The organism is Bacillus altaicus, from assembly GCF_042136375.2.
In the GTDB taxonomy this organism is placed as follows: Bacteria; Bacillota; Bacilli; order Bacillales; family Bacillaceae_G; genus Bacillus_A; species Bacillus_A cereus_U.
In genome coordinates, this window is record NZ_CM143394.1 from 4,528,027 (window position 1) to 4,550,839 (window position 22,813).

The window sequence follows — 22,813 nt, forward strand, 5'->3', positions numbered from 1 at the left end:
CCGCTATTTGCCGGGCAGTAAGACCCCCACCTCAAAATTCAGCGAAAGCAAAGAAGTTCGGTAGGGGTCGGGCTGCCCGTAAAAGCCCGATTGGTTCAACTAATAATCAGTGGGGATGAACAAAACCCCCACTGATTAAAGTTTCACTTTATGTAGGAAGGAAACGTTATTATGAAAAAATTGGGGAACATCGTCCTATTTATCGGTTTTCTCACCATTATCTTTTCATTTGGCATATTATCGCTTCTCAAAACTGACCGAGCAGTTTCGCCCGTTGAAAACCGTCCGCTCGCTCAAGAACCAGATCTTACAAAAGAAGCTGCCTTAAATGGTAGTTTCTTTAAAGACTTTGAGACATATACAAACGATCAATTAATCGGAAGAGATGATCTCATAAAAAACTATACACTTACCCAAATTAAAATGGGCAAGTCTCTCATTAACGATATTATTCTAACTGATGATAAATGGCTTCTAAAAAACCCTGCTTGGACTACAAAATATAATGAGATTGACCAAGATATGCCAGCTGTAAACGACTTATCTCAGTTTTTAAAAGAACAAAATATTGAGTTTTACTTTGCTTTACCACCGTCCAAAACGAATGCTTTATCATTTAAATTACCTTCTCATATTCACACATATGCACAGGAAAATTTAAATTATTTTCTTAATAAACTTCCTGCGGACGTAACGCCAATTAAACTCATGGAACATTTCAAGAAAAACTATACAAATGAAGAAATACAAAGTATGTACTTCAAAACAGACCATCACTGGAATATGGATGGTGCCTTCTTAGGCTATCAATATATAATGAACACAATCGCGCAACAATCTTCTATATATAAAGGAAAAGAAATAAAAAAAGAAGATTATACTCGTACGTGCGCTCCAAATAAACATCTAGTCGGAAGCTTTAACAATCAGCTATACCAACTGATCGATGCAACTGGTGAAAAACTATGCTACTACACACCGAAAGACGGTTTCAACTTTACAAGCGTAGCCGCAAAAGATGTAAATGGCACTATATATCGCACACTAGACGAGCTATACGGCGTAGAAAAACAAAAAAACACAACATCATACGCAGGCTATTATGCAAATGACTACCCAGAAATCGTCATCGAAAATAACAATGCACCAAATGATGTACGAGCTTTAGTCCTAAAAGACTCATTCGCAAACGCAATCGTGCCTCACTTAGCACAAAGCTTTAAACACACATCCATCCTCGACCTCCGTCACTATCACGAAAAGGATGTATATCAATACATTAAAGACAACAATATTAACATGGTATTGTTTGTATATAGTGATTCGAATTTGATTGGTGAGATGTTTAAGTTTAAGAAATAAAAGAAGCCTCTTGTAAACAATTTACAAGAGGCTTCTTCTTATTTATTCCACTATTTGTGGGAAATAATAAATTAAACTATTATGGGTTTCGACATTGTTATTATTTCACTTGTACCTTCTCTTTTTTAATCACTACCTTCAAATACAAAAAGGAGAAAGAGATAGGAAATTTCCCTCTATCTCTTTTTATTTAATGACAACGCACTAAATAAAAAGAGGATGTCCTCTAAAACTAAGATTCCATTCCTCTTTTTATAGACTCTTTTGCATGTAAGTCATTAATGATATATTTGGATGCTATGGAAATTTGCTCTCGCAATTCCTCTACCCTTTGTCCTAACGTTTCCTGTATATATTCTGTCTGCTCTAATTGTTTAATCGCCATACTATGTAATGTTTCTGTCGTCCAGTCTCCATCCACATTCCCAATAATCGGCTGATTTACTTGTTGTAAAAACGAATCAATCTTTGGATCATATGAAATTCCAATCATAGGCGTGTTTGCAACTGCTGATAATATAAGAGCATGCAGTCTCATTCCTATTAAAAGAGAGCATTCTGATAAAATAGAGATTTTCTCATGAATATCCATTTTATAAGGGAGCATATGCGCTTCTTCTCCCATCAAATTAATGATATCCCTTGATGCATTTTGATCAAATGGTCCATGCATCGGTACAAATAAAATATGGTATCCCTCTTGCTTAAGCTTTTTAAGCATATCTGCTAACTTCTTCATATAATCTTCTTTTGCATCCCAGTACCTTACACTAACCGCAACGACCTTTCCTTGCAGAGAATGTTTTTGAAGCCAATCGGATTTCTTTTCTTCTGGCTGACAAGCTAATACTGGATCTGGAACAAGTTCGATATCTTTCTTAATACCAATTTCTTTTAAGTACAAAAAAGAGTCTTCATCACGCACTGATATATATTCAGCCTTTGATACATGCCATTTCACTAATAAACGATTTTGCTTCTTCGTAATAGGTCCGATTCCTTGGGCGTAAATATAATACGGCTTTTTCAAAAAACGAGCAAGCCGCATAATACCCATATAGTATAAAATACTCTTAATACTCGTCTTATCTTGCAAGAGACTTCCGCCTCCGCTAATTAAACCATTACTTTTCTTTATTTCTCGGTAAATCACTCTTATATCCCAGCGATTTACTGCTTCTACACCGTACATTTTCCTTGTATAGTCGGGGTCATTTGAAAGTACAACAAGCTCAAGAGTAGGATCCTCTTCATGTAGCGCTTTAATAATTGATTGCAAAATTGCTTCGTCCCCAACATTATAAAAACCATAATATCCTGATAAAACTAACCGCACTCTTAATCTCCTCCAACATTTCGCAATCAACTCTTTTTGTAATTAAACAAATTGTTATCCATCCCTTACCGAGAAAGGTTTGATAACTTCAAATTGATTTCTTTCACAAACATCTAACAAGTCATACCCATTTATAATATGGTTAATTTTCTATAATAAACGATTTTATTTACGTAAAAATGGAATTTGTTCTTTCGATATCCAGTTTAGTTTCAGTGCACATATGCCATATAACACTGAAGCTACACTTAGCGCTACAGCACTATATATCATTGCTAAAATCCTGGAATCTGTCACATTGATTAATGTGGACACAAAGTATAATGCTATACCTAAAATACTAGATACTCCAATCACAGCCAAAAATTTCCCTATAGCTATTGGGTAGGAAAGATCTTTTCTAATATAAATATGATTTGCGATACAAATCATTATATAAATAATTAGAGTACTATACGCTGCTCCATTTATACCGAATTGGTTTACTAGCGCTATATTTAATATAATTTTTACAAAGCTTGCACCGATGACAATCCATGCTGCTTGCATCGAACGATTAATCCCTTGCAAGATTCCTATTGATAATACCATAAGTGATGTGAAATACGAGCTACCAATTAAAATAGCTAACATGCCACTTCCTTTTGTATCTGTAAATAATGCAACATTAAGCGGTACTGCAAGCGCCATAAGCCATATCGTTATCGGCATTGTTAAAACGTGCGCAAACTCATTTGTACGTTTTACTGTCAGTTTAGCTAAAGCTATATCTTTTTTTGTTAAAGCCGCTGTTAATAATGGAATTAACGGAAATACTATCGCACTTGCAAATACAACAATTAATTGCGTAAATGCAAAACCACGGCTATATATACCAAATTGTTCCTGAATCGTTGTAAAAGATTCATGTAATACATGTGGAATTGTTACAGAATCAACTAAATTTAAAACAGGCATCGATAACGCTCCGATTGCAATAGGAACTGAAACACGGAGTATGCTTTTCGCGTTTTTCTTAAAGTCTTGTAATGAATATGTTTCACTCTTATAGCGATACGTGCTTTTCACATATTTCATTCGCAAATATATGAGTGACGTAATAACACCAAAGCAAGAACCAATCATCGCTCCGCCTGTTATGATATCACTACTTTTATTCCAATATACAAATATATAAGCAATTGTTAGCATAAAGAACACGCGAATCAACTGTTCAATTACTTGCGATACACCAGTAGGTATCATATCTCCAAACCCTTGGAAATATCCACGGTATACTGCCATATACGGTGCGATTAATAAAGCAAACGAAGTAACAATTAATGGTAGCCTCGTCTCTTGTCCACCAAGCATATTTGCAATGCTACTCGATCCAATGATAATAATTAAAAATCCGAGCACCCCAAATATAACACCTATAATAGATGCAGACGTAAACAATTTCGCTATTCCGTCACGATCATTTTTTTCATGAAGTTCAGCAATTAGCTGGGATATTGCTAGCGGAACCCCCGCTACTGATAAAGTTAAGGCTATCATATATACAGGAAAAACGAGGCGAAAAATCCCAAGTACTTCATCTCCCGCTATATTTTGCAATGGAATTTGAAAAAAACTCCCCACCACTTTCGATAGGAACGTTGTAATGGTTAAAATTGCAGCGCCTTTTACAAACTTTTTATTCATCTTCTATCTCTTTTCTTTCAAATATGATCTAAATAAATATCAAGTCAGTATTCTTGCTCAATCTAGAGAAACTTCACTCTATTTTATTTAGTTATCATACCAAATTTCTTATATATTGAATACTCTCGTTCCAAATATAATATGTACAAAATAAGATTATTCCCATCCTGTTTTCCCTTAAATTTACTACTTTTACTTATTCAAGATAAACCTGTAATATACTGTAGCTCTTGTCAGTAAGAGGATTGTTTGCAACACGCTAAATTAAGTAAAATAATTCTTAAATTTCCCTTTTCAAGAAGAAGTTGAGGAAGTTGAGGAAGTTGAGGAAGTTGAAAAATCAGACGAAATAGGGCTTATTCAACCATCTTAAGTTTATGATTTCGTTAACCGTACACAATTAATTTGTGAAGGTAGCCATTTCTCAACGCGTGAATATAATTTGAAGTTAGATGATGTAATTGATGCTCAACTGATTTACAACATCCAGATATAAGGGTTTCTCACATAAACAACACATATCCAAATAAAAAGAACCCTCACACTCTACAATACAATTCATGTGAAGGTTCCTATTCCTATATTGTCTCAGCTTTCAAAAACTGTAATTTCCCTTTTTGCTCATCATTCGCCATCGTCACTATCGTCTTTTCAACATGCGGATGTACATGTTCAAGCGTCACACTCGCTCCTATTTTATCCGATTGCTCAACAAAGTTTAATAATGCCATAGCTCCTGATACATCCATATAACGTACATCTTTCATACGCAAAATAACTGGTGACTTCACATTTTGTAAAGAATTAAAAATACGATCTACTGATAGAAATGAAAGTGGTCCCTGAATCGTATACGTCGCTTCTTTTTCTTTTATAATAGAAGCTTTACGTTCTTTACATTTCACCATGTATATAATGAAGGAAAGAATAATGCCAAACGCAACAGCAACCATTAAATCGAATTTCACTGTCACAAACATCGTCACGAACATAACAATCACATCGCCTCTCGGTGCTACATGTGCTTTCCTCATGCTTTCCCAATCAAACATCCCGATGCCAGTTAAAATTAAAATACCTGATAAAACAGCAAGCGGAATATATTGTACGACTGAACCGAGTCCCATAATGAAAATGAATAAGATGACGCTATGCATACAAGCTGAAAGTGCTGTCTTCCCCCCGCTTCTTATATTGACGATAGATCGAACAGTTGCACCTGCTCCTGCTAATCCGCCGAACAAACCACTCGCAACATTACCAATACCTTGTCCGATTAACTCTTTATTACTTTTATGACGTGTCCCCGTCACATTATCCATTACGACAGACGTTAATAATGAGTCAATTGATCCTAGTAAAGCAATACTAAGCGCTGGTAATACAAGTGCTAACATGCCATTTGCGTCTAAAGCCGGTACGTGAAGCGATGGCATCGCCTCTGGAATTGCACCAATCTTTTCAATCATCTTATTTAAAGAAAGAGTTCCTACAACTGGTAAGTTTACCGTAATTCCTTGTAGCATAGAAGAAAATAACGGCAACGTTACTGTAACACCTACTAATGCTACTAAGCTTGATGGAATGGCCTTAATCCATTTTCCAGAAACAATCATTACAATGATTGTTAATAACACAAGCAGAAAGCTATTTTGTACGTGCTTCATTTCACCTAAAATAATAATCAGTGCAATTCCGTTCATAAACCCTGAAACAACAGGATATGGAATGTAACGAACGTAAGAGCCTAGCTTACATACACCAAATAAGATTTGAAATAACCCTGCCATCATAAATGCAATAAAACTTGCTTCTAATCCGTGAGTTGCAATAACGCCTGTTGCAATAACTGTAATCGGCCCAGTAGGACCCGTTACTTGCCCCGGTGTACCACCAAATAAAGCCGCAAACAAACCTGCAAAAATCGCACCGTACAATCCGACCAGTGCTCCCTCAGACGTTCCCGTTGCAGCAATACCAAATGCAATTGCTAGCGGCAAAGCAACAATCGCAACAGTAAACCCTGCTAAACATTCCTTTGCTATTTTTTGAAACATAAAAATAACCACCTTCGTATAAAGTGAAACTTTAATCAGTGGGGGTTTTGTTCATCCCCCACTGATTATTAGCCCGCACCAATCGGGATAAAGTCCACGTTCCATTGTACATCTAAAACAAATCATTCGTTAGCGTATTTATAAAAAATTCTTTACAGTCTCGTGAAGTAAACGTCTACATTTACAAATAGCCTTCCTAAATCAAACTAAAAAACAGCAATATGACGAATCTACCTTTGGAAACAAACTTGACTATGCTATAATAAACAAATTAAATCTTTTACTATATACTTGGAGGCACTATGCTAACTTTTGAAGAAAAATTATCAATTATTGAATCTTTCCCGGAATTAGAAAGAAAGAACGTATCATTAAAACGCGTAAACTTTCACTTTGAAGAAAGTCGTTTAGATAAAAAGAACGTTGTATATCATTTACACCCAAATGGAAACGGATTTGTATATGCATACTTCATTAAAGGTTATAAAACAGATGCTAAAGGCATGATTAACATCCGTGAGTTTTCAGAAGAAGAACTGCGTTCATTAATTGAAAAAGTAATTGAACGTCTATCACAGGAGCAAGAGGAAATTGTAGCACCAATGGAACCTGCTGCAGAAGAAGAATGGAAGAACGAAGACGGTCATATCCTAACTCTTATTCAAGAGGATGACATGTGGAACGTTTACGCTGGCGTAAACTTAGACGGTACATTCAACTCTTATCCAGAAGCTGCGGAATACCTTGATGAAGAAGGTTTCTCACGTAAATAATACGTTCCTTACTACTAATGAGGCCGTCCCATTTTTTTGGGGACGGCCTTCTTTTTATTAATAGGTAGGCTATCATTGTCATATTTTGTATTTAAGTCGCTATAATGAGAGTTATATTGCAATTTTACCCAATAAGAACATAACTCCATTTCAAAGTTAAGCTTTTGGGACAGTCCCCTCCATAAAGTGAAACTATAATCAGTGGGGGTTTTGTTCATCCCCCACTGATTATTAGTCCGCACCAATCGGGCGTTTACGGGCAGCAGAGCTCCCACCTAACTTCTTTTCTCCAGCCAAATTTTGAGGTGGGAGTTTTACTGCTCACAAATAGGGGGATAAAATTATGGAATCAAAACTTCTTATTCTCACTATCCCCTATAAAAATTTGAATTTGACAACTATAAGACTCCGTATTAAAAAAATCATTAACTAACTCTACTTCAATAAAACTCTCCACTTCTATATTATTTTCTTTTGTATATTTAATTATAGTATTTCGACGTTCTTCTTCATTTTCTTTACTATACGCTAATGTTACATATTTCCCGCCCGGTAATACTTTTATATTTGGCATCTCTTCCATATGTACTTGATCTTGCACCTTATTAAAAACATACTTTGGCTCTACCTCCCACTTTTCATTAACATTGTATAGAATACCCATTTCCATTGACATCTTATCTTCATACTCTTGAATGATTTTCTCTAAATTAGAATAATACAGTAACTCTTGTAAACTCCCCACTTCTTTACAAGGCGCCACAATGACATAACGCTGTTCAAAGAACTGAACACACACTTCATCACTTTTTAATATTTCCTGTGAACTCCCTACTTTCTCATTTAACCCATCAATCGTTTCAATTACCTCTTTCATTTTCTTTATATGCTCTTCCGCTTCCGCCCTCTTTAATTGTAAAAATTGCAGTAACTTGTCCGTATTGCATTCCTTAAAAATCTCTTGAAGTTCTACTATACTGGTGTTCAATTCTCTACAGCTTTTTATAATATCGATGTGAATGAATTGATCTATAGAATAATATCTATATCCTGTTGATTCATCAATATGTTTCGGAATAAGAATCCCCATCTTATGATAGTACCTTAACGCTTTTATCGTAATATCCTTTATTTTTGCAACTTCTCCAATAGAAAATATTTTTTTCATTTGAATCTCTTCCCTCATATTTTTCTCACACAACCATTGACTCTCCCCTTAGAGGAGACCTTACTATTTATAATAAGTCATTTACATTGATAAAGGGAGTATACAATTATGAACACAGTAAAATATAGAAGTCTTGTTAAGGAAGACTATGAGCCTATAAAACATTTAATTGGTGAGGCATTTGGATTTAATGAATTCATTACAGATAAAAAATTTTTAAATTCACTATTAAACTTCTACCTACACAGTTGCATTTTAGGAAGTTCCTTTAGTAAGGTAGCCGAAAAAGATAATAAAGTTATCGGTGTCATTTTAGGCGATTCCGAAAAAGATAAAAACCGTTTAAAGAGATTCCATAATACTGTTAGCTTTGCCTTTAACACGCTGAAACTATTCATGACTAATAAAGAGAATAGAGGGTTTTTAAAAGCATTTATAAAAGTTCAAAAAACATATAAAGAACTCATTCAAGGAAAAGAAGATCATTTTCAAGGCTGTATACAATTATTCATCGTATCCGAAGAATCTAGAGGTCTTGGAGTTGGGAAATCTTTATTAAATCATTTATTCCAATACATGACAAAAGAAGATGTAACATCTTTATATTTATATACAGATAATGAATGTAACTATGAATTTTATGACAGGCAAAACTTCCAACGTATACAAGAAAAAGCCGTTAATTTTGGACCAACAGAAGAAGCTTTCAACGTATTTTTGTACCGCTATAACTTTAACTAATAGTAACATTTACACTTCAATGCTCTTTGCTAATTAGCAAAGAGCTATATTAAGTATGATCATAAATGAAGCGAGTCGTTGTCAAAAAATCATACTAGCTTAAATCCTTCAGCCAAACTCTACTACTACTATTGTTTCAGTTCGATCAGTGCGAAAAAGAGGAAAATGTGTAACAACTTCAATATAAAAAGGAGCGCACAATATGGAATGGATTCACGAATTATTTCAGCAATATGGGTATTATGTAGTACTTATTGGATTACTTTTAGAATATATTGCTCTTCCGTTTCCAGGAGAGCCAACATTAGCCTATGCAGGATTCTTATCACATCAAGGTGATTTGAATTTACCAATTTTAATTATTTTATCCTTTATCGGGACAAGTGTAGGTATGACATTCCAATACTTTTTAGGAAATAAACTGGGCATGCCTTTCATTCAGAAATACGGAAAATATGTGTTTTTAACAGAACGAAAAATTAATTTAACGAAAATGTGGTTTGATAAATACGGATATTTTCTAATCTTTATCGCCTTTTTCATTCCAGGCGTCCGCCACTTTACAGGATACTTTGCAGGAATTATCAACTTACCGTTTCGCCGCTTTGCGATGACAATTTATTCAGGCGCCCTATTTTGGGTATCCTTCTTCTTAATCGGTGGTTACTGGTTAGGGGAAAACTTAGAAGATATATTCATCGTACTTGAACAACACATTTGGAAAATTATCTTCGGTATTATTATCATTACGCTAATCACCCGATTTCGCAAAAAAATAAAGCATGTATTTATAAAAAATCTAAATTAAAACGAGTAGCATGTTATTAAAATCGTTCATCCCCCACTGATTATCAGCCCGCACCAATCGGGCTTTTACGGGCCCACCTAACTTCCTCGCATTCACCGAATTTCGAGGTGGGAGTCTTACTGCCCGTTAATGCGGGATAAAAAAAGCGGAGACCCATAGTCTCCGCTTTTTCACATACATTTGGTTTCCGAACTAACTCTCACGTTCATTAATTTTTTTTACGTCTAAACAACATCGCTCCAAAAATTAATGCGAACATACCTGCCATAATAGAAGTAGATTCAGTTGATGCTCCCCCTGTTTGAGGAAGTAACTTTGATTGCTTATTATTTTCTTTACTAGATGGTACTTCAGATTTATTTTGTACCTCTTGTTTGCTTTGTACTTCTACTTTATCTTGTACATTTTGTTTGTTTGATACTACCGGTTGCTCTTTTACCTCTGGTTTTTCTAACACATTTGGCTCTTCTGTCACCTTTGGTGTTTCCGGTTTTAATGACTCTTCGATTTCTTTTGTTGTTTCTTCTTTATTTTCTTCTTGTTCTGGTGTTACTAAGACTTCCGATTTGTCTGTTACCTCTGGCTTCTCTAACACATTTGGTTCCTCTGTCACCTTTGGTGTTTCCGGTTTTATTGACTCTTCGATTTCTTCTGTTGTTTCTTCTTTATTTTCTTCTTCCTCTGGTGTTACCAAGATCTCCGGTTTTTCTGTTACCTCTGGCTTCTCTAACTCATTCGGCTCTTCTGTCACCTTTGGTGTTTCCGGTTTTATTGACTCTTCGATTTCTTCTGTTGTTTCTTCTTTATTTTCTTCTTCCTCTGGTGTTACTAAGATTTCCGGTTTTTCTGTTACCTCTGGTTTCTCTAACACATTCGGCTCTTCTGTTACCTTTGGTGTTTCCGGTTTTAATGGATCTTCGATTTCTTTTACTGTTTCTTCTTTATTTTCTTCTTCCTCTGGTGTTACTAAGATTTCCGGTTTTTCTGTTACCTCTGGTTTCTCTAACACATTCGGCTCTTCTGTTACCTTTGGTGTTTCCGGTTTTAATGGATCTTCGATTTCTTTTGTTGTTTCTTCTTTATTTTCTTCTTGTTCTGGTGTTACTAAGATTTCCGGCTTGTCTGTTACCTCTGGTTTCTCTAATACATTTGGCTCTTCTGTCACCTTTGGTGTTTCCGGTTTTAATGACTCTTCGATTTCTTTTGTTGTTTCTTCTTTATTTTCTTCTTGTTCTGGTGTTACCAAGATCTCCGGTTTGTTTGTTACCTCTGGCTTCTCTAATACATTCGGCTCTTCTGTCACCTTTGGTGTTTCCGGTTTTAATGACTCTTCGATTTCTTTTGTTGTTTCTTCTTTATTTTCTTCTTGTTCTGGTGTTACCAAAATCTCCGGTTTGTTTGTTACCTCTGGTTTCTCTAGCACATTTGGCTCTTCTGTTACCTTTGGCTCTTCCGGTTTTATTGATTCTTCGATTTCTTTTGTTGTTTCTTCTTTATTTTCTTCTTGTTCTGGTGTTACCAAAATCTCCGGTTTGTTTGTTACCTCTGGTTTCTCTAGCACATTTGGCTCTTCTGTTACCTTTGGCTCTTCCGGTTTTATTGATTCTTCGATTTCTTTTGTTGTTTCTTCTTTATTTTCTTCTTGTTCTGGTGTTACCAAGATCTCCGGTTTGTTTGTTACCTCTGGCTTCTCTAATACAGTTGGTTCCTCTGTCACCTTTGGTGTTTCCGGTTTTAATGACTCTTCGATTTCTTCTGTTGTTTCTTCTTTATTTTCTTCTTCTGGTTTTACCCAGATTTCCGGTTTGTCTGTTACCTCTGGTTTCTCTAACTTATTCGGCTCTTCTGTCACCTTTGGTTCTTCCGGTTTTGATGGGTCTTCCATCTCTTCTGTTGTTTCTTCTTTATTTGGCTCTTCTACTTCTGTTGCTTCCTGTATCTTTATATTTGTAATATCATATCCGTTAACTTTCGGTTGATATCCTGATACTGGTTGTTCTTTCACTTCGTACTTATGAGCTTTTCCTTCATTATCAACTGCTGGTAACTTTTCAAACTCATATTTCCAACCATTTGCTGCAGTAACTTCTTTCGTTGCAATAACTTTACCATTTTGCAGTAAATCTACTTTAATTGTTTTTGGGCGATCGTTTACTTTGTCGCCTTCCCACGTTTTCGTTCCCGTAACTGATGTAGTTTTCAACTTATTTGGAACCATAAGTTTTATTCCGTTTACAGCATCCTTCTTAATTGTAAAAGGAATTTTTGCTTTCGGATCAAACTCTACGTAGTTCGGAGCAGCAATTTCTTGTACATAGTAATTACCTGGAGCAAGATTTGGTGCCTCAACTACTCCGTCTTGATTTGTTGTATAGGAATCACCAATTTGCTGACCTGACTCTGTGTACAATTTAAAAGAAACACCTGGGATAACTTTCCCTTCGTTTCCTTCAATATGCTTAACAATTTGCAGTGTTCCTTTCGCAGGTAAATCCCCTTCAGCTTCGCCACCAAATGATATATTTTTAACCTTTACACTATTAGATTCAGAAGTAGGTTTCTCATATAAAATTTGATAATCAAGTTTATAGTCATTTTGTAGAAATTCTAATTTTTTCCCACTCTCAGTTATAGTTGATGTATAGGCAACAGTAAATGAAGTGGCGTTCCCCATATGTCTATAAACTACAACTTCAAATGAGTTATCACTAGTAAACTTAATATATCCATAGCCTCGGTCTTGAAATTGCTTAAGAGACAAATACTCTTTATTATTGATAGTAATAGTAAAGCTATCCTTATTTAGCATTTGTCCTTCTTGTAAAGTATCTTTCAAAATAATATTGTCATGTAAATATTGTTTCTTTAAATTTATATTTAAAAACCAACGTACTTCATTACTTTTGTCTGGCTGAATATCACCAGATTTATAGAAAAAGATTCCCGGTTCTTTCCCGTCCCCTTTTGAATGAGTAATTCTAACCGTTTGTTTTTCTAAATCTGTCCCTAAATTCGTTTGGACATCTTTCGTTTTTCCTGCTTCTACATTTGTACCTTGAACAGTGAAATTAAAGTTCCCTCTAATATTTTCAAGCTTCTCTACTGCATCATTAAATGTACAAACTACATTATTTGCATTGATCTGGCACGTACCAAAAACACGTCCTGAATCATCCTTTAATGCAATTGTGCCACTATAGCCCTTTAATTCTGGCGGGAGCGCTAACGTTAATGTATCACCAGATTTCATCTCTTTTCCAGGTTTTTCACTAAAGTTTACACGTATGCTAGTCTGTTCCCCATAATTTAATGTTGTTTTTTCGATTGCAAAACTATCAACAAATCCTGCTGTGTTTAATTCTTGAGCATGCCCTATGATAGGTGTAAAAACTTGTCCAATAATAACAGTAAAAATAAAACAAATTACAGATATTCTTTTTAAATATGTACTCATAATGCCTCCATCTTTAATTATCACATTTTTTTATTGTGAAATCCTTTCCACCCTAAACCACCTTTAAAAAGGGTACAACTAAAGAATATTTGCAGCATCAAACTATCTTTAATCATGCAAAACAAATTCGTAAACAACACGATTCATTAACCATATTGTTCCTTTCTACTTCTTGTTTTGGCAGCCAACAATAAATATTAGTACTAATAAAAATACATTACAAGACTGTTTATTTACATATTAATTTGTTACTATATTCATGCTAGCAAAATATACTAAATGACCAATTCATCCATAAAGTCATCTGATGACTGACCATTTTCCTCTTTCAAACATTATCCATTACAATTCTCCTCTAATAACTTTATTCCACTAGTAATGAAGTACAAACATATCCCAAAATTACATACTAACATTTACTATTTTAATATTCCTCATCCATTTCAAAACTCAACCTATTTAAAACGGATAATATGATTTTAAAATCAAATCATTAAGAAAAAATATATTCTACTATAATAATAAGAAGTAATTATATAGAAGGTACATACAAATTTTTCAGCTTGCTATCTCCTCATTTTTAATAATTTCACAATAATAAGGCTACCTTTCCTTATTAAGAAAGATAGCCTTATTTGTATAGACGACTGCTCTACTCTTTATTTCTTCGCACCTTTTAACGACTCTCTTAGCACAAATTTTTGTAATTTTCCGCTCGCATTACGAGGAAGTTCATCTACAAATAAGTAATGACGCGGACGTTTATAATCTGCTAATTCATCACTTTCTTTGCAATACATTTCTAAATCAGTTTCTGAAATATTTTCATCTTTCTTTACAACGACCGCAACGACACGTTCTCCCCATAGTTCATCTGGCTCACCAAGTACCGCAACATCTAATACACCAGGGTGACTATGAAGGAAATCTTCAACTTCACGAGGATAAATATTTACACCACCGCTAATTACCATATCATCAACGCGGTCTGCAACGAATAAATAACCGTCTTTATCGAAGTAGCCTAAATCACCAGAATGATACCAGCCTTTATACATCGATTTTGCATTTGCTTCTTCTCGGTTATGATATCCAGCCATCATAGTCGGGCCGCGTAAAATAATTTCCCCTACTTCATAAGGGGGCAACATATCATCTGGCTCTGCTGGTCCATCTTCGTTCGGTTTAACAATTCGAATTTCATGGCTAAAGCACGGCGTTCCTGCTGAACCAGCTTTCGTAATTTGATCCTCTTCTACGAGAAACGCAACAACCGGTCCCATTTCTGTCATTCCGTAAATTTGGACAAGATCAATATAAAGACGCTCTTTACATTCCTTCACTAAAGCTGGTGCCATTGCAGCCCCGCCATATACACCAATCTTCATCGAAGTTAAATCATACTTAGTTAGATCTTTTTGCAGTAACATATTCCACATCGTTGGTGCTGCAAAAAACGTCGTAATCTTCTCTTCTTGAATGGTATGTAATACTCTATCCGTATCAAAATGATGTAAAATAACATTCTTTCCGCCAACTTGAATGCGCGGTATGATTCCAGCGTTTAACTCGCCGCAATGATATAAAGGCGCTACCACAAGACCGGCGCTATCCCTGTTATATTTTATGAAATACGTACAAATCATACTATGCTCAGCCATATCACGATGGCGATGTAGTACGCCTTTCGGATGACCCGTCGTACCACTCGTATAAAGCATAGAGCAATAATCCATTTCATCGACTACAATATCTACTTTTTCGGCTGATGCTTCATTTACTTTTTCATGGTAGGAACTAGCATAAGAAGGTGCATCGTCTTCTACATACCAAAAAGACGAATTTGGAAAATCTCGTTCAATCATAGTAACTGTTGATTCAACTGCTTTTTCAAAGACAACTACTTTCGAGGCTGCATCTTGGAGGATATATGATAATTCTTTTGCTTTTAAGCGGAAATTAATTGGATTGAAGACCGCCCCAATTTTGGCACAGGCTAAGTAAACGTTTACAAATTCACGACAGTTATATAAGTAAACAGATACACAATCTCCCTTTCTTACTCCTTCTTTCAATAGAGCTTGCGCCGTTTTATTTATTTGCTCATCCCACTGTTTATATGTCCAGCGAATATTTTTTTCTGGTTCTACTAACGCCTCTTTATTCGGATACTTGCCAACTGCCAAATCAAAAATTCTCCCTATCGTCATGTACATGCCAACAATTCCCCCCTTTTCTCTTCCATAAATCTATCATTTCGTCTATAAGTAGACATTGTCCTCTAATGATCTGACTAATTTTTCTGATTATTATCGACATAGTTTTACAAAAAGGACCGTTTGATGGTAAATGAAATTATATCGGCGATTTTTTGAATATATCGAACGCAACTTGAAATATATCGGCGATTTTTAAAATATATCGAACGCAACTCAATTTATATCAGCGATTTTTCGAATATATCGACTTACCGACAAAAACTGACAATATAAAAAGAGGCTGTTCCAAATCGGAACAACCCCCTTCTTCTTAAACGAATAGCTCTTCTAAAATTTTCAGTTTATCTTCTGTATATTTCACGAAGCCATCGTTATATGATTTTGGATCTTTCGGATTCGCAAAGTGTGTAATTGCTCCTGTTTGTGGGTGAACAAATTTACTTGATGCGCCGCAACCAAGTCCGATAATCGATTGTACTTCTTCCATAATAACAATATTGTAGATACTTTCTTGCGTCGGTATTGCATAACCAACGTTTTCTAAGTTACCTAAAATATTTTTTTGACGATATAAATAGTATGGTACGTAATTGTGGTTCTTCGTCCACTCTTCCGCCTCATGCATCATCGCAGTAATTTCTTCGCGACCTGCTACTTGATATTTACGTTTGTTTTGCGTCATTTCAGAAGCACGTTTAAATGATAACGTATGAACTGTTAACGATTCTGGCATTAACTTTTCTGTTTCATCTAACGTATGCTTAAAGATGTCTAATCCTTCACCAGGAAGACCAATAATTAAATCCATATTAATATTGTTCATTCCCATTTCACGTGCTAAATGATACTTCTCAATCGTTTCTTCTACAGTGTGATGACGTCCAATTGCCTTTAGTGTCTCTTGATGGTATGACTGCGGATTAATACTAATACGGTCAATGTTCCATTTATTTAACACTTCTAGCTTTGCTGGTGTGATCGTATCTGGGCGACCTGCCTCAACTGTTACTTCACGTACATCTTTTACACCTGGGAACGCTTCGTACATTTCTTCATACAGCATATCCATCTCTTCTGCTGTAATACTCGTCGGTGTACCACCGCCGTAATAAATCGTCGTAACTGTAACACCTTTTTCTTTTAAAAACTTACCAATTTCACGAACTTCATAATGTAACCCGCCTAAGAACGAATCAACTGATCCTTGGCGTCCGTTAATTGCATAAGCCGGGAACGTACAGTACGCACATTTTGTAGGACAAAACGGAATACCGATGTAAATACTTACTTCTTCTTTCAAACGGTATAAATCTGGAATAACCGCTAATTGGCAATCAACAATACGCTGAAGAAGTTCAATTTTCTCTTCATGAATTAAATAACTTTCACGAAGTTCTTTATGCGCTTCTTCTTTTGACATACCATTTTGAAGCAGTTTGTGAAGAAGCTTCGTTGGGCGTACCCCTGTTAAAATTCCCCAGCTCTGTTCAAGTCCAGTTAGCTGTTGAAGTACAGAAAGATATACGTAAGAAACAACATGTTTCACTTGCTTCATACGTTCTTTTTCTTCTGTGAAAGCAGATAAATCTTTAGAGAATGTTTCTTCATATACATTTCCAGTCGCAACATCTGTTAAACGAGCCGATGCTGTCACATTACCTTCTATCTGTATATCAACGATAAGATTTGCTTCTTCTTTCTCAAACCCTATCGTGCTCTCTTCAAAAAATAAACCGCCAATATTTTGTAGCGGACGTAAAAAACGATCGTCTTGTAACGTTTTAATTGAAATTAACAACATTATCACCTTTTCATTTGCAAACTCTCTTTAGTTTACTTGAAGGGCGTTTGCAGGTCAATACAGAAGGTTTTACCTTATTTCTTCTATTAAAAACTTAAAGGCATAAGAAATAACATTTCTCTTATGCCTTTTATAAACCTATTAGCTATTTTTAATCATAAATCTTAAACGTATTCCTAATAACATAAGAATTACACCTATAAATGGAAGGTAATTCGTATTATGCCCTGTAGCTGGAAGTTTTTGATTATTAGAAACGCCTTGTTCTTTTTCTGGTAAGTTAGGCTTTCCTACTTCTTCACTTGAAGTTTCTGTTCCTTCGCCTGGGCTTTCTGTTTCTTCACCTGGCTTTTCTGTTTCTCCACCTGGCTTTTCCGTTCCTTCACCTGGCTTTTCTGTTTCTCCACCTGGCTTTTCCGTTCCTTCACCTGGTGTTCCTGTTTCTCCACCTGGTGTTTCTGTCTCTCCACCTGGTGTTTCTGTTTCTCCACCTGGTGTTTCTGTCTCTCCACCTGGTGTTTCTGTTTCTCCACCTGGTGTTTCTGTCTCTCCACCCGGTGTTTCTGTTTCTCCACCTGGGTTCTCTGGACCTTTTCCTGTTTCTTTTTCATTTGTAATTTGAAGATTTCTAACTTCTATTTTCTCATTAGAAATCTTAAATTTAGTTTCCTTATCAGATAATTTATATCCTTCTGGTGCCTGAACTTCTTTTAAAATGTAATCTCCTGGTTCTAGCTTCTTAGAAATTGCTTTACCGTTTTTATTTGTTGTTAATGTGTCTATTTTTGTTCCGTCTTTCCAAATTTCAAACACTGCGCCCGCTAATGTTTTATCTGTATCATTAGCATCTATCTTTGTAATTTCTACTTGGCCTGTAATTTTTTCTTTCACTTTTTCATTCAATACTTCTTGTTTTGCTACTTCATTTGCTACAACATTTACTTTTACTGTAACTTCTACCGCTTTGTAGCCTTCTGGCGCTTTCGTTTCTTCTAACGTGTACTTTCCTGGCACTAAGTTTTCGAATGTAACAACACCATCTTTATTTGTTGTCTTCGCCTCTCCAACTACTTGACCATTTTCATTCTTTAATTTAAATTCTGCATCTTCTAGAACTTTTCCACTCTCTGCATCCTTTTTGATTACTTGTAAGCTTCCTAGTTCTTTCGTATTTTTAACTGTTACTGGTACTACTCTGTTCGCTTCAACAGTAACTTCAATTTCTTCTTTTAGTAATTTATATCCTTGTGGTGCTTTCGTTTCTTTTAACGTGTATTTTCCTGGTTCTAATTTTCCAGAGATGACTTTACCTGTTTTATCTGTTTGTAACGTCTCTACTTTCTTACCATCTTTATACACTTCAAATTCTGCGTCTGATAAAAGCTTCGTTTTATCGTTTGCATCTACTTTTACGATTTCAAATTGACCAAGGCTCTTACTATTCGTTACTTTTACATCAATAACTTTTTCACCGTCTACTGTTACATGAATTACTTGTTTTGTTAACTCATAACCTTCTGGTGCTTTTGTTTCTTCTAACGTATACTCACCCGGTACTAGTCCTTCTACTTTAACCGTTCCAGACTTATCTGTTGTAATTTTTTCTTTTACAACATTTCCTTTAGCATCTTTCAATGTAAATACTGCGCCTGCTAAACGTTTCGCTTGATCTTTGTCATCTGTTTTAATAATTTGTAGAGAGCCCAAGAGTTTTTCATTTTCTGCCTCTACTTTTACTACTTCTTTCTCATTTTGAATTGTTACTTTCCATTCTTTATTTGAAATCTTGTAACCTGCTGGTGCTTTCGTTTCTTTCACTGTGTATTCACCTAATGGTAATTTCGGTGACATCGCTTTTCCACTCTCATTAGTTTTCAACTCTGCTACCTTTTTACCATCTTTATACACAGTAAATTCTGCATCTGATAATAGCTTTGTTTTATCTTTCGCATCTACTTTTACGATTTCAAATTGACCCAGAACTTTTTCGTTCATTACTTCTTGTTTTACTACTTCATTCGCTACAACATTTACTTCCACTTTTAATTCTACCGCTTTGTAGCCTTCCGGCGCTTTCGTTTCTTCTAACGTGTACTTACCTGGCACTAAGTTTTCGAATGTCACAACACCATCTTTATCTGTTGTTTTCGCTTCTCCAACTACTTGACCAGTTTCGTTTTTCAGTCTGAATTCTGCGCCTTCTAGAACTTTTCCACTCTCTGCATCCTTTTTGATTACTTGTAAGCTTCCTAGTTCTTTCGCATTTTCTACTTGTACTTGTACTACTTTGTTTGCTTCCACAACGACTTCAATTTCTTCTTTTAGTAATTTATATCCTTGTGGTGCTTTCGTTTCTTTTAATGTGTATTTTCCTGGTTCTAATTTCTTAGAGATTACTTTACCTGTTTTATCTGTTCGTAATGTATCTATTTTTTTACCATCTTTATACACTTCAAACTCTGCGTCCGATAATAGCTTCGTTTTATCATTCGCATCTACTTTTACGATTTCAAATTGACCTGTTACTTTTTCAACGATCTTTTTATTCAACACATCTACAGTAACTACTTTATTAGCCTCTACATCAACACGAACTGAGCTAGATGATAGTTCATAACCTTTTGGTGCTTCAACTTCTTTTAATGTATATGTTCCAACTGGAAGTTGTTTTGATAAAGCTGCACCTTTACCATCTGTAATAATTGTTTCAACAACATTTCCATCTTTATCTATAACATCAAATTTTGCACCTGGTAGAAGTTGACCAGATTCACTATCTTTTTTCAATAATTTAAATTGGCCATTCTCTACTTTTTTCGTATTCTTCATAACAATTTTAATTACGTTTGTACTATCAATTGTTACTTTTACTGGTGTATCAACTTTTATATATCCTTCTGGTGCACTTATTTCTTTTACAAAATAGTCACCAAGTGGTAAATCCTTGACTTCAGCAATACCCTTTTCATTCGTTGTAACAGTAGCCACAACATTATTATCTTTGTCTATAACATCAAACTTTGCGTCTTTTAAAACAATATTTTCATCATTTGCATCAACTTTTTTAATTTGTAAGTTTCCTTTTTCAACTACTGGCTTATTCCACTTTGGCCAATTAAATTTAAAGTTATGAACCTCAAATCCATCTCTTTGGTGTAATCCTCCAACATAGGCTTGTCCGTTAATAGAACCACCTTTTGTCTCTACAACAGCATTAGGCGCAAACACACTACCTACTACACCATAACCTTTAGTTGTTATCTTTGTAGCATTAGGGAACACCCAAATGACTTTACTAGCTAACTCAGTAAAAGCTGAATTAGGGTCATATGCTTGAGATGTATTAATTAAGTCTGTTGCCATCCCAGTATTTCTCGTATCGTACAAAATTGCACCGCTACCAAAATTCACTTCTTCTGCGTCTGAATAAATAACAATAAAGTCTTTGTTATTTACATTCGGAAGATAAACATCTCTTACATCAAATATTTTCTTTCCTGTTAAGCCTGAAGAAACGTAAATATTAGGGTTGTTTACATCTTCACCGATTCCAAAGCTCATATTAAGTTTTGGCTTATCAGTTTGCAATTGACCCGCATCCCCAATTACACCATCAACGTCTTTTCTAAATTCTTTAAATTTAGCATCAATCTCTGCTTGCTCTTTATAAGAGATACGGTCATATGATGATTTCATTACGCCTTCTGGGTCACCATCTTTTGTCATTGCCACTGTTCCATCTTGGATAATTACTTGTCCTGCTCCCGCTTTCGTAAATTGACCACCTAGTAATAATGATGGATATCCTTCATCTTTCCATGTTGCTCCAGCTAAGTTGTTTGCTCCAGTTGCAGCCGCTAAGACTGTATAACTTGATGCATTCATATTTTTTTGAATAGCCATCGCACCCTCAATATCCGCACTCGTTGCACTATGATCTCCAAAAATGATGGCGTTGTAATAAGATACATCGCCTAAACCTTTTAATTCTGTTGTAGCTGCCTCTGCTTTAATTGGTAAATGGATTAAAAAATTCATACATATTAGTAATACAACTATAAAACTACTACTTATTTTTTTAAATTTTTGACTAAATGATTTCCTCAAGAAATTCATTCCCCCTTTTAAACTTCCTAAAACAACAAAAGAAGCACATTTCATATGTACTAAAACTTATTCACATTAATTTAAAACAATCCATTTAAATAAAAAGAAGATGCTCTACAGATTTTTAAGTTTATCACAAATCATTTTTTGGATAGTGCTTGAATAAAAAATACGAAACTAAACATATAGGAGCTAAAACAACTCGAAGGATATTTCACATGGTGAACTACGTGGCAACACCCTTCACTCTACAATAGTTTGCTAAAGTAATCAAGTGAATTGTATTGATTTAACACACAATTCACTATTTAGGCACTCTCATTTCCCTATAAATATATATTTACAAACAAAGAAACGTAGCGAAAATGCTACGTTTCTTTGTTCATCGTTTCGGTGTATGTTTATGATTCTTTAAAAAAGGAAGCGGGAATTGCTTACGAAAATGCTCTTTAATCATATACTCTACGCCGTTCTCAGTATTAGAACGTGTAATCCAGTCTGCGGCTTGCTTTAACTCTACAGGAGCGTTCCCCATTGCTACCCCAAGGCCAACATTTTCAATTACCTCTAAGTCTTCTATGCTATCTCCAATCGCAACCATTTCACTAAGGTTAATATTTAAATGCTCCCCAAGTAATTGTAAACCGCGTAGTTTTGATACATTTTGAGGGAGAATTTCTATATGCCTCGCATCACACTCGATGTACTCTACATCTTGAAATGCCTTTCTTAACGTATTCATCCCTCTTTCTTTTTCACCTTTCGTATGGAAAACGATATCAATTTTTGGTGCAGCTACTGGATGATCCCGCAGTGCATCCCCTAGCGAATCTACAAATTGAACCGGATAAAATAATGGATCTGCGCTTGATAACACAGTACGCGCAATTAAGTTTGGTGTATTTCTCTCACGATTCCCAATTGAATATCTTTCATGAGAAATGCGAACATTACAATCAAAATGCTCTAACACTTGCACAATATTAAAGGTTTTCTCTTCAGATAATCTCCTTTGAGCGAACGGCTTATCTAACGTTGCTGAAATGAAAGCTCCACCGTGTGTAACTAATATAGAATCTAATTTTAACGCCTTCGCTATTTTATGAGCAGATTGAAAATTACGATTCGTAAATAATGTAACGTATACATCTTTTCTTTTCACAAAGTCAATTGTCTCCCGTAACCCTTTAGCAATTTTTCCGTTGTTGTATAGTAGTGTCCCATCTATATTAAGAGCTAGTAAGCGATAAATCATGTCGCACTCCCCCTCTTCGCTGTTGTACTCTATCCATAATTTATGA

The 22,813-nt window shown here is 35.2% G+C and carries 13 protein-coding genes and 1 pseudogene; 5 read left to right on the forward strand and 9 right to left on the reverse strand.

Features of this window, described 5'->3' with window-relative positions:
• Nucleotides 1-171 precede the first annotated feature (171 nt).
• Nucleotides 172-1,362: a secondary cell wall polysaccharide O-acetyltransferase PatB1 gene (gene patB1, locus ACE38F_RS23460; protein ID WP_375370396.1), complete on the forward strand. Its 1,191-nt coding sequence runs from the start codon at nucleotides 172-174 to the stop codon at nucleotides 1,360-1,362.
• Between the two features lie 232 nt (nucleotides 1,363-1,594).
• On the opposite strand, the gene csaB is transcribed toward patB1, so the two are convergent.
• Nucleotides 1,595-2,698 carry a polysaccharide pyruvyl transferase CsaB gene (csaB, locus tag ACE38F_RS23465; protein ID WP_375370397.1) on the reverse strand — a complete coding sequence of 368 codons (1,104 nt, stop codon included), beginning with the start codon at nucleotides 2,696-2,698 and terminating at the stop codon, nucleotides 1,595-1,597.
• Nucleotides 2,699-2,863: 165 nt separating this feature from the next.
• Nucleotides 2,864-4,384, reverse strand: coding sequence for a putative polysaccharide biosynthesis protein (locus tag ACE38F_RS23470; protein ID WP_341307563.1), 1,521 nt, complete (start codon nucleotides 4,382-4,384; stop codon nucleotides 2,864-2,866).
• A 307-nt stretch (nucleotides 4,385-4,691) separates the two neighbouring features.
• Between ACE38F_RS23470 and ACE38F_RS23475 the strand changes: the two are divergent.
• Nucleotides 4,692-4,874, forward strand: a pseudogene (locus ACE38F_RS23475) (hypothetical protein); the annotation flags it as partial.
• Between the two features lie 88 nt (nucleotides 4,875-4,962).
• On the opposite strand, the gene ACE38F_RS23480 reads toward ACE38F_RS23475, so the two are convergent.
• Complete coding sequence (locus tag ACE38F_RS23480) at nucleotides 4,963-6,441, reverse strand: SulP family inorganic anion transporter (RefSeq protein ID WP_375370398.1); 1,479 nt, start codon at nucleotides 6,439-6,441, stop codon at nucleotides 4,963-4,965.
• Nucleotides 6,442-6,743: 302 nt separating this feature from the next.
• On the opposite strand from ACE38F_RS23480, the gene ACE38F_RS23485 reads away from it, so the two are divergent.
• Nucleotides 6,744-7,214, forward strand: a complete 471-nt coding sequence (locus ACE38F_RS23485) for a hypothetical protein (protein ID WP_215569874.1) — start codon at nucleotides 6,744-6,746, stop codon at nucleotides 7,212-7,214.
• A gap of 349 nt (nucleotides 7,215-7,563) precedes the next feature.
• Here the strand turns inward: ACE38F_RS23485 and ACE38F_RS23490 are convergent, their stop codons facing one another.
• Nucleotides 7,564-8,382 (reverse strand): MerR family transcriptional regulator, encoded by an 819-nt coding sequence (locus ACE38F_RS23490; RefSeq protein ID WP_375370399.1) that lies wholly within the window; start codon nucleotides 8,380-8,382, stop codon nucleotides 7,564-7,566.
• A gap of 108 nt (nucleotides 8,383-8,490) precedes the next feature.
• Here ACE38F_RS23490 and ACE38F_RS23495 point away from each other — a divergent pair, with 108 nt between their 5' ends.
• Both ACE38F_RS23495 and ACE38F_RS23500 read left to right on the forward strand, forming a co-directional pair.
• Nucleotides 8,491-9,123 carry a GNAT family N-acetyltransferase gene (locus ACE38F_RS23495; RefSeq protein WP_375370400.1) on the forward strand — a complete coding sequence of 211 codons (633 nt, stop codon included), beginning with the start codon at nucleotides 8,491-8,493 and terminating at the stop codon, nucleotides 9,121-9,123.
• A 202-nt stretch (nucleotides 9,124-9,325) separates the two neighbouring features.
• The gene (locus tag ACE38F_RS23500; RefSeq protein ID WP_375370401.1) at nucleotides 9,326-9,931 is read left to right on the forward strand and encodes a DedA family protein; all 606 of its coding nucleotides are present in this window, start codon (nucleotides 9,326-9,328) and stop codon (nucleotides 9,929-9,931) included.
• A gap of 208 nt (nucleotides 9,932-10,139) precedes the next feature.
• Here ACE38F_RS23500 and ACE38F_RS23505 read toward each other — a convergent pair whose 3' ends face one another.
• The 5 genes from ACE38F_RS23505 to ACE38F_RS23525 all read right to left on the reverse strand — a co-directional run bounded on the left by ACE38F_RS23505 (nucleotide 10,140) and on the right by ACE38F_RS23525 (nucleotide 22,767).
• Nucleotides 10,140-13,385 (reverse strand): Cna B-type domain-containing protein, encoded by a 3,246-nt coding sequence (locus tag ACE38F_RS23505; RefSeq protein WP_462782391.1) that lies wholly within the window; start codon nucleotides 13,383-13,385, stop codon nucleotides 10,140-10,142.
• A 659-nt stretch (nucleotides 13,386-14,044) separates the two neighbouring features.
• The gene (locus ACE38F_RS23510; RefSeq protein WP_375371160.1) at nucleotides 14,045-15,601 is read right to left on the reverse strand and encodes a fatty acid--CoA ligase; all 1,557 of its coding nucleotides are present in this window, start codon (nucleotides 15,599-15,601) and stop codon (nucleotides 14,045-14,047) included.
• Between the two features lie 313 nt (nucleotides 15,602-15,914).
• Nucleotides 15,915-17,405: a coproporphyrinogen III oxidase gene (locus tag ACE38F_RS23515; protein WP_375371159.1), complete on the reverse strand. Its 1,491-nt coding sequence runs from the start codon at nucleotides 17,403-17,405 to the stop codon at nucleotides 15,915-15,917.
• Nucleotides 17,406-17,546: 141 nt separating this feature from the next.
• Nucleotides 17,547-21,512: a SpaA isopeptide-forming pilin-related protein gene (locus ACE38F_RS23520; RefSeq protein ID WP_375371158.1), complete on the reverse strand. Its 3,966-nt coding sequence runs from the start codon at nucleotides 21,510-21,512 to the stop codon at nucleotides 17,547-17,549.
• 382 nt (nucleotides 21,513-21,894) lie between these two features.
• On the reverse strand, nucleotides 21,895-22,767 hold the full coding sequence (locus tag ACE38F_RS23525) for a Cof-type HAD-IIB family hydrolase (protein WP_215555374.1): 873 nt from the start codon (nucleotides 22,765-22,767) through the stop codon (nucleotides 21,895-21,897).
• Nucleotides 22,768-22,813 lie beyond the last annotated feature (46 nt).

Coding starts and splice junctions, on each gene's coding strand:
- ACE38F_RS23510 (WP_375371160.1), bottom strand. CDS start 15,601: ATGTACATGACGATAGGGAGAATTTTTGATTTGGCAGTTGGCAAGTAT.
- ACE38F_RS23480 (WP_375370398.1), bottom strand. CDS start 6,441: ATGTTTCAAAAAATAGCAAAGGAATGTTTAGCAGGGTTTACTGTTGCG.
- ACE38F_RS23470 (WP_341307563.1), bottom strand. CDS start 4,384: ATGAATAAAAAGTTTGTAAAAGGCGCTGCAATTTTAACCATTACAACG.
- ACE38F_RS23490 (WP_375370399.1), bottom strand. CDS start 8,382: ATGAAAAAAATATTTTCTATTGGAGAAGTTGCAAAAATAAAGGATATT.
- ACE38F_RS23525 (WP_215555374.1), bottom strand. CDS start 22,767: ATGATTTATCGCTTACTAGCTCTTAATATAGATGGGACACTACTATAC.
- ACE38F_RS23495 (WP_375370400.1), top strand. CDS start 8,491: ATGAACACAGTAAAATATAGAAGTCTTGTTAAGGAAGACTATGAGCCT.
- ACE38F_RS23485 (WP_215569874.1), top strand. CDS start 6,744: ATGCTAACTTTTGAAGAAAAATTATCAATTATTGAATCTTTCCCGGAA.
- ACE38F_RS23505 (WP_462782391.1), bottom strand. CDS start 13,385: ATGAGTACATATTTAAAAAGAATATCTGTAATTTGTTTTATTTTTACT.
- ACE38F_RS23515 (WP_375371159.1), bottom strand. CDS start 17,405: ATGTTGTTAATTTCAATTAAAACGTTACAAGACGATCGTTTTTTACGT.
- ACE38F_RS23500 (WP_375370401.1), top strand. CDS start 9,326: ATGGAATGGATTCACGAATTATTTCAGCAATATGGGTATTATGTAGTA.
- patB1 (WP_375370396.1), top strand. CDS start 172: ATGAAAAAATTGGGGAACATCGTCCTATTTATCGGTTTTCTCACCATT.